The organism is Gilliamella sp. Nev5-1 (genome assembly GCF_001690895.1).
Taxonomy (GTDB): domain Bacteria; phylum Pseudomonadota; class Gammaproteobacteria; order Enterobacterales; family Orbaceae; genus Gilliamella; species Gilliamella apicola_C.
Genome location: NZ_LZHO01000070.1, coordinates 125,220 through 131,576 on the forward strand (window position 1 = coordinate 125,220; position 6,357 = coordinate 131,576).

General features: G+C 35.2%; 7 protein-coding genes and 1 rRNA gene. 4 read left to right on the forward strand and 4 right to left on the reverse strand.

Annotation, left to right across the window (positions count from 1 at the left end; genetic code table 11):
• Window positions 1-135 precede the first annotated feature (135 nt).
• A complete protein-coding gene (accA, locus tag A9G41_RS09575; protein ID WP_065583090.1) occupies window positions 136-1,095 on the forward strand; it encodes an acetyl-CoA carboxylase carboxyl transferase subunit alpha in 960 nt (319 codons plus the stop codon).
• A gap of 21 nt (window positions 1,096-1,116) precedes the next feature.
• A complete protein-coding gene (locus tag A9G41_RS09580; protein ID WP_065583091.1) occupies window positions 1,117-1,485 on the forward strand; it encodes a diacylglycerol kinase in 369 nt (122 codons plus the stop codon).
• Between the two features lie 55 nt (window positions 1,486-1,540).
• Here the strand turns inward: A9G41_RS09580 and A9G41_RS09585 are convergent, their stop codons facing one another.
• Genes A9G41_RS09585 through metK form a run of 4 tightly spaced genes read right to left on the reverse strand, consistent with a single transcriptional unit; the run spans window position 1,541 to window position 4,647 of the window.
• Window positions 1,541-2,383 carry a 23S rRNA (adenine(2030)-N(6))-methyltransferase RlmJ gene (locus A9G41_RS09585; protein ID WP_065583092.1) on the reverse strand — a complete coding sequence of 281 codons (843 nt, stop codon included), beginning with the start codon at window positions 2,381-2,383 and terminating at the stop codon, window positions 1,541-1,543.
• Entirely contained in the window at window positions 2,383-2,994 is a 612-nt protein-coding gene (locus A9G41_RS09590; protein WP_065583093.1) for a hypothetical protein, read from the reverse strand. Before A9G41_RS09590 ends, A9G41_RS09585 begins: the two co-directional genes overlap by 1 nt.
• A gap of 14 nt (window positions 2,995-3,008) precedes the next feature.
• Entirely contained in the window at window positions 3,009-3,512 is a 504-nt protein-coding gene (locus tag A9G41_RS09595) for a SprT family zinc-dependent metalloprotease (protein ID WP_065583094.1), read from the reverse strand.
• Complete coding sequence (metK, locus tag A9G41_RS09600; RefSeq protein ID WP_065583095.1) at window positions 3,496-4,647, reverse strand: methionine adenosyltransferase; 1,152 nt, start codon at window positions 4,645-4,647, stop codon at window positions 3,496-3,498. Before metK ends, A9G41_RS09595 begins: the two co-directional genes overlap by 17 nt.
• 214 nt (window positions 4,648-4,861) lie before the next feature.
• Here metK and murI point away from each other — a divergent pair, with 214 nt between their 5' ends.
• Window positions 4,862-5,686 carry a glutamate racemase gene (gene murI, locus A9G41_RS09605; protein WP_065583096.1) on the forward strand — a complete coding sequence of 275 codons (825 nt, stop codon included), beginning with the start codon at window positions 4,862-4,864 and terminating at the stop codon, window positions 5,684-5,686.
• 382 nt (window positions 5,687-6,068) lie between these two features.
• Window positions 6,069-6,357 (forward strand): 16S ribosomal RNA (locus A9G41_RS09610); the annotation flags it as partial.

Below are 6,357 nucleotides of genomic sequence, written 5' to 3' on the forward strand. Positions count from 1 at the left end.
ACAAATGTAGGTGGCTTCAATGAGTGTTACATAGTAGAATTGACTTAATTTTATCTTAAGATTTAGTCAGTATATTGTATTAGGTAGTGTATTTTTTTAAAATACCGAATAAATTAAGAGGCAATTACAAGCGTTATGAATAATTTTTTGGAATTTGAAAAGCCGATAGCGGAATTAGAAGCAAAAATTAATTCCTTGAAGAATATAGATTCGCAACAAGTAGAATTAGATATTAATTTAGATAAAGAAATTAAGCAATTACATAAAAAAAGCCGTGAGTTAACAAAAAAAATATTTGCTAATTTAACGCCTTGGGAAATTGCGCAACTAGCTAGGCATCCAAATCGCCCTTATACATTAGATTATATAAAAGAAATTTTTACCGATTTTGATGAATTGGCTGGTGACAGAGCCTATGCTGACGATAAAGCAATTGTTGGTGGGATCGCTCGTATTGATGAGCGCTCGGTGGTGGTTATTGGACATCAAAAAGGTCGTGAAACAAAACAGAAGATTTATCGTAATTTTGGTATGCCAGCCCCAGAAGGTTATCGTAAAGCTTTACGGTTAATGCAACTAGCTGAACGTTTTAAATTGCCTATTATTACCTTTATTGATACTCCTGGGGCTTATCCAGGCATTGGTGCCGAAGAGCGAGGTCAAGCAGAAGCTATTGCTCGTAATTTAAGAGAAATGTCACGCCTTAAAGTTCCTACTATTTGCACCGTCATTGGGGAAGGTGGCTCTGGTGGAGCGCTAGCGATTGGTGTGGCAGATAAGGTTAATATGCTTCAATATAGTACTTATTCTGTTATCTCACCAGAAGGTTGTGCTTCTATTTTATGGAAAAGTGCAGATAAAGCGCCAATTGCTGCGGAAGCCATGAACATGACGGCAGATAATTTATTAAAATTAAATTTAATTGATTCAATCGTGCAAGAGCCTCTAGGTGGCGCTCACCGAGATTACGCTACCGTATCTGTTTCACTTAAAACACAACTGCTTAGTGATCTTGATGAGCTTGAAAATATGGATTTATCTACATTACTAGAAAGAAGATTCCAACGTTTGATGAACTATGGTTATGTAAGGTAATTTTAAACTCGGAATACTATAATGAAAAAAACAGCAGGACTACTGCGTATTTTTAATGCAACAAAATACTCTTTAAAAGGCTTAAAATCGGCGATCAAATATGAAACAGCATTTCGCCAAGAGTTAATTTTATTGATTGTAGCTTATATTATTGTGATGCTGGTCGATTTTTCTATTTATGAGCGAATTTTGTTATTGGGATCGATTGGTGTTGTGATGATTACAGAGCTAATTAATAGCGCGATTGAGTGTGTTGTTGATCGCATTAGCACTGAGAGACATGATTTGTCTGGTCGAGCAAAAGACTATGGCTCAGCCGCAGTCTTTTTATCGTTATTATTGGCGGTTATTTTGTGGATTTATCTATTTTCTTGCCATTTTTTTTCATGATTTTTTACTTAAATATGGGATTTTCTGAAAGTGTTTGACAACCAATAATAAAAAGTTATTCCGCAACTAACTCTTTAATGATGAAACTTCCTGTTTTATGAATGTCTAAAGTGGTTTTCAACCACGGCATGATTGTAAGCATCTGTTCATGTAATTTCCATGGTGGGTTAATTACTATCATTCCTGATGCTGTCATGCCTTTTTGATTACTATCAGGTTTGATGGCAAGTTCAAACTGAGAAATACGTTTAATACCTAAATTAACAATATTATCAATCATTTTTTGCGTTTGGGTACGAGATACCACCGGATACCAAATTAGATAGACACCTGTAGCAAAACGTTTATAGGCTTCAAATAGTGCAGCAGGAATTCTTTGATAGTCATCTTTTATTTCATAGGAAGGATCGATTAGGATAATCCCTCGTCGTGAACTCGGTGGTAACTTTGATTTTAATTGTGCGAAACCGTCTTCACGTAATACTTTTGTTCGTTTATCTTTATTAAATTCTTGTCTCAATAAGGGGTAGTCTGTTGGATGTAATTCGGTAAGATTAAGTTTGTCTTGCTCGCGTAGTAATTGTTTAGCAATTAAAGGAGAACCAAGATAATATTTTAATTTATCAAAAGGATTATAGCGCTTTAATACTGATATATAGCTATTAAGCAATTCCGGGATATTAGCTTGTTGCCATATCAAATTAATTCCTGATAAATATTCGCCTGTTTTTTCGGCATGCTCGCCTCGTAATAAATACCTTCCTGCGCCAGAGTGTGTATCTAGATATAAAAAAGATTTTTCTTTTTCTTTTAATGACTCAATACATAGTGTTAAAACTACATGTTTTAGTACATCAGCGTGATTGCCTGCGTGATAACTATGGCGATAGCTTAACATTATAAATTCTCCTTCTTTTGTTCATTTTTTTGCATATAAAATGTGGTTAAAGCTAAACAAAGAAGACAGGGGCATTCCATTAACTCTTCGATTAAATCTTTTCGTTCTTTTGCTATAACTAAGAATTCATGCCCCATACGATGATGCTCAGCAATATCAGCTATTCCTAAGAATAGAAAAGCTAAAAATATATGCCAAACTGGAATTTGTTCAAATTTGTAGCGACGTACAATTTCTTGGCGAATATTCGGTAAAAACATACTTAGTATTGGGATAGAGATTAAAGTGCTAGCAATAATTTTATAATAAAAACGTGGTACATCGGGAAAGAAATCTCTTCCCCAACTAATTCCCCGCCCAAAAAGCATAAACCACCAAAATATTGTCCAAATCCAAAATTTATATAGTTGTGAATGTTCAGCTACTTGCTGAGCATAATAATAAGTGTAGCCACACATGAATAATAAAAAAAGTGATTGAGCATGTTCAATAAGAGTAACAGTAAGCCCATTGTATAAAGGTATAAAGAAATTGCCTGTAATGTAAAGAATAATACCAAGAGCAAGAATCAACAAAGAGCTTTTATAAAAATGGAAATCTAATTTACACATACAATATCTTAATATTAAGTGGCGTTTTTTAGTTTGAGTATAGTACCGCATTTGCGGCATAAATAACTAGCGTTATTATTTTGGATTTTATTGTGTCTTATTGATGTTAAGTGATGTTGTTGGCACTGGCAGTAGTATAAATAAGTGTTGCGCCTTACCTGAAAATGATGAGTTGTTGAAGGCGTCTTGTCGAAAATTTCTGACATAACATATTGCCATTCTTTACCATGTGGTTTGACTTTGCCAAATTCTTTAAAAACAATTAGATGAGCAAGCTCATGGGGCACGACTTCTTCAATAAATTGGGCGCCATTTTCTAGTAACATAACTGAATTAAGTTGAATTTCCCAGTGCATTAAAAGCGCACTACCTGCAATGCTACCTTTGGGTTTGTAGATGATGTTAGGTTCTTTATATTCGGTATGTAAAAATTGATTGGCTTGCATTAAGTGAGTTCTTAAACAAGCCACTATTTGATTATGTAAATAAATTGGTATGCGCTTATAACCCTGCTGCATCGCGAAGTAGTGCTGCCTTGTCAGCTTTTTCCCAAGGAAAAATATCTCGGCCAAAATGACCATAACTTGCCGTGTGTTGATAAATTGGTTGAATAAGATCAAGCATTTGAATTAATCCATAAGGTCTTAAGTCAAAAAATTCTTTAATCAATGAAACAATGTTATCGTGATTGATTTTTTCGGTGCCAAAAGTATTGACATAAATTGATGTAGGATTTGCAATACCAATTGCGTAAGATATTTGTAATTCACATCGGTCAGCAAGCCCAGCTGCAACAATATTTTTGGCAACATAGCGGGCAGCATAAGCCGCTGAGCGGTCAACTTTTGACGGATCCTTTCCTGAAAATGCGCCACCGCCATGGTGCGCAGCGCCTCCATATGTGTCCACTATGATTTTACGCCCAGTTAGTCCACAGTCTCCCATTGGTCCGCCAATAACAAAGCGTCCCGTTGGATTAATAAAGTATTTCGTTCTTGTTGTTAACCATTGAGCTGGTAATGTTGGTTTAATGATTTCTTCCATAACAGCTTCATGTAACGCTTTTTGCTCAATATCGATGGAGTGTTGTGTCGATAAAACAATTGTATCAACACCTTTGATTTTTCCATCTTCATAAATTAACGTGACTTGGCTTTTGGCATCAGGTCTCAACCAAGGAAGCGTGCCATTTTTTCTAACTTCTGATTGTCTGCGCATAAGCTCGTGTGCATAAGTAATTGCCGCAGGCATTAAGTTTGGCATTTCGTTTGTTGCATAGCCAAACATAATACCTTGGTCACCAGCACCTTGCTCAAGTGGATTTTGTTTATCTACTCCTTGATTAATATCTGGGGATTGTTTGCCAATTACATTAAGAACAGCACATGAATTGGCATCAAATCCCATCTCTGAGCTAGTGTAACCAATATCATTAATGGTTTTTCGAGTTAACTCTTCTATATCAACCCAAGCTGAAGTAGTAATTTCTCCACCGACTAAAGCCATGCCTGTTTTTACATAGGTTTCACATGCAACTCGTGCTTTTGGATCTTGTTTTAATATAGCATCAAGCACTGCATCAGATATTTGATCGGCAATTTTATCTGGGTGACCTTCTGAAACGGATTCGGAAGTAAATAGAAATTCTGACATGGAATACCTTCTTGACTTATTTTTAAATAATTAATGTTTAAAACATAATATTTAGATTTTATGCGCTCATTTTAGCAGTTTTACCATCTAGACGTCTAGTCAAATAATTGTCATAGATAAAATGTAATGCTTGTTTAAATAAAATGACTTGCATTAATTTTTAATCAATCTACGATATTGCGGTTTTTGAATTATCTAATGACCTAGAGCTAAAATGAATATTGTAAGTCGGGCACCTTCAGTGCTAGTGTTTGATTCAGGTATTGGCGGATTATCTATTTATAATGAGATCTATAATAAATTGCCGAATGCGCGTTATATTTATGCATTTGATAATGAAGAATTTCCTTATGGAGATAAATCATCGGCATTTTTAATTAATAGAGTCAATTCGGTTATAGACGCTATTACCAAATTTTACTCCATTGATTTAGCGATTATTGCATGTAATACGGCTAGTACTATTTGTTTGCCCAGTTTGCGTTCTAAATTTTCTTTTCCTATTGTTGGTGTTGTACCAGCAATTAAGCCAGCTAGTCAAATAACTAAAAATAAATGTATAGGATTATTAGCGACAAAAGCGACAATCAAAAGATCCTATATTGCCAATTTAATTCAACAATTTGCGCCTAATTGCAACGTTGAGCTACTTGGTTTATCTGAATTAGCACTTATTGCTGAAAATAAACTGCAAGGTATTGCCGTAAATATGCAACAACTTAAAGATTTATTACAGCCATGGATCTGTTTACCAATCATCCCAGATACAATCGTATTGGGTTGTACTCATTACCCATTTATTAAAGATGAATTAAAAATAATTTTCCCTAATGCAACTTTTATTGATTCAGGTAGTGCAATTGCAAATCGAGCTTATAATCTGCTGAATGAAAAATTTCACCTTAATAAAATTCAAGCACCATTAAAAGAAAATATTATTATCAGCACAGCACATAATCAATATGTTGAAAAGCTAGTTTTGAAATTAGCTAAATATAATCTCAATAATTATCAATGTATTAATGTTTTATGTGTTTAAAGAGTATTCATTCAAATACGTAATTGGATATTTTTGCTTGCCAAAAAAAATGAAGTCTCTATAATGCGCATCCACTGACACGGCGTCAGCGAAAAGCTGAGGGAAGTTAGTGAAAAATTAAGATCAAAAATTTTGAAAAAAGATCTTGACGAATAAAAAAGGTTAGCGTAGTATACGCAACCCTTGAGACAGCGAAGTAAATTAACGGAAAGTTGATTGGTTTAAAAAGGCTGTTAGCTCTTTAAAAATAAGAAACAGACAATCTGTGTGGGCACTTGCGAGACAAAAGATTAAAGTCTACGGACTAAAAAATTAAGTCTTGATAAGTGACACTGAAGATTCATTTGAATATGTCAGAGACAGTTATTGAGCATCAAACTTTAAATTGAAGAGTTTGATCATGGCTCAGATTGAACGCTGGCGGCAGGCTTAACACATGCAAGTCGAACGGTAACATGAGTGCTTGCACTTGATGACGAGTGGCGGACGGGTGAGTAAAGTATGGGGATCTGCCGAATGGAGGGGGACAACAGTTGGAAACGACTGCTAATACCGCATAAAGTTGAGAGACCAAAGCATGGGACCTTTGGGCCATGCGCCATTTGATGAACCCATATGGGATTAGCTAGTAGGTGGGGTAAAGGCTCACCTAGGCGACGATCTCTAGCTGG

What these genes read in the sequence shown, in the direction of transcription:
- metK (WP_065583095.1), bottom strand. Translation starts at nt 4,647, where the DNA reads ATGTCAGAATTTCTATTTACTTCCGAATCCGTTTCAGAAGGTCACCCA.
- A9G41_RS09590 (WP_065583093.1), bottom strand. Translation starts at nt 2,994, where the DNA reads ATGTGTAAATTAGATTTCCATTTTTATAAAAGCTCTTTGTTGATTCTT.
- A9G41_RS09585 (WP_065583092.1), bottom strand. Translation starts at nt 2,383, where the DNA reads ATGTTAAGCTATCGCCATAGTTATCACGCAGGCAATCACGCTGATGTA.
- murI (WP_065583096.1), top strand. Translation starts at nt 4,862, where the DNA reads ATGAATATTGTAAGTCGGGCACCTTCAGTGCTAGTGTTTGATTCAGGT.
- A9G41_RS09580 (WP_065583091.1), top strand. Translation starts at nt 1,117, where the DNA reads ATGAAAAAAACAGCAGGACTACTGCGTATTTTTAATGCAACAAAATAC.
- A9G41_RS09595 (WP_065583094.1), bottom strand. Translation starts at nt 3,512, where the DNA reads ATGCAGCAGGGTTATAAGCGCATACCAATTTATTTACATAATCAAATA.
- accA (WP_065583090.1), top strand. Translation starts at nt 136, where the DNA reads ATGAATAATTTTTTGGAATTTGAAAAGCCGATAGCGGAATTAGAAGCA.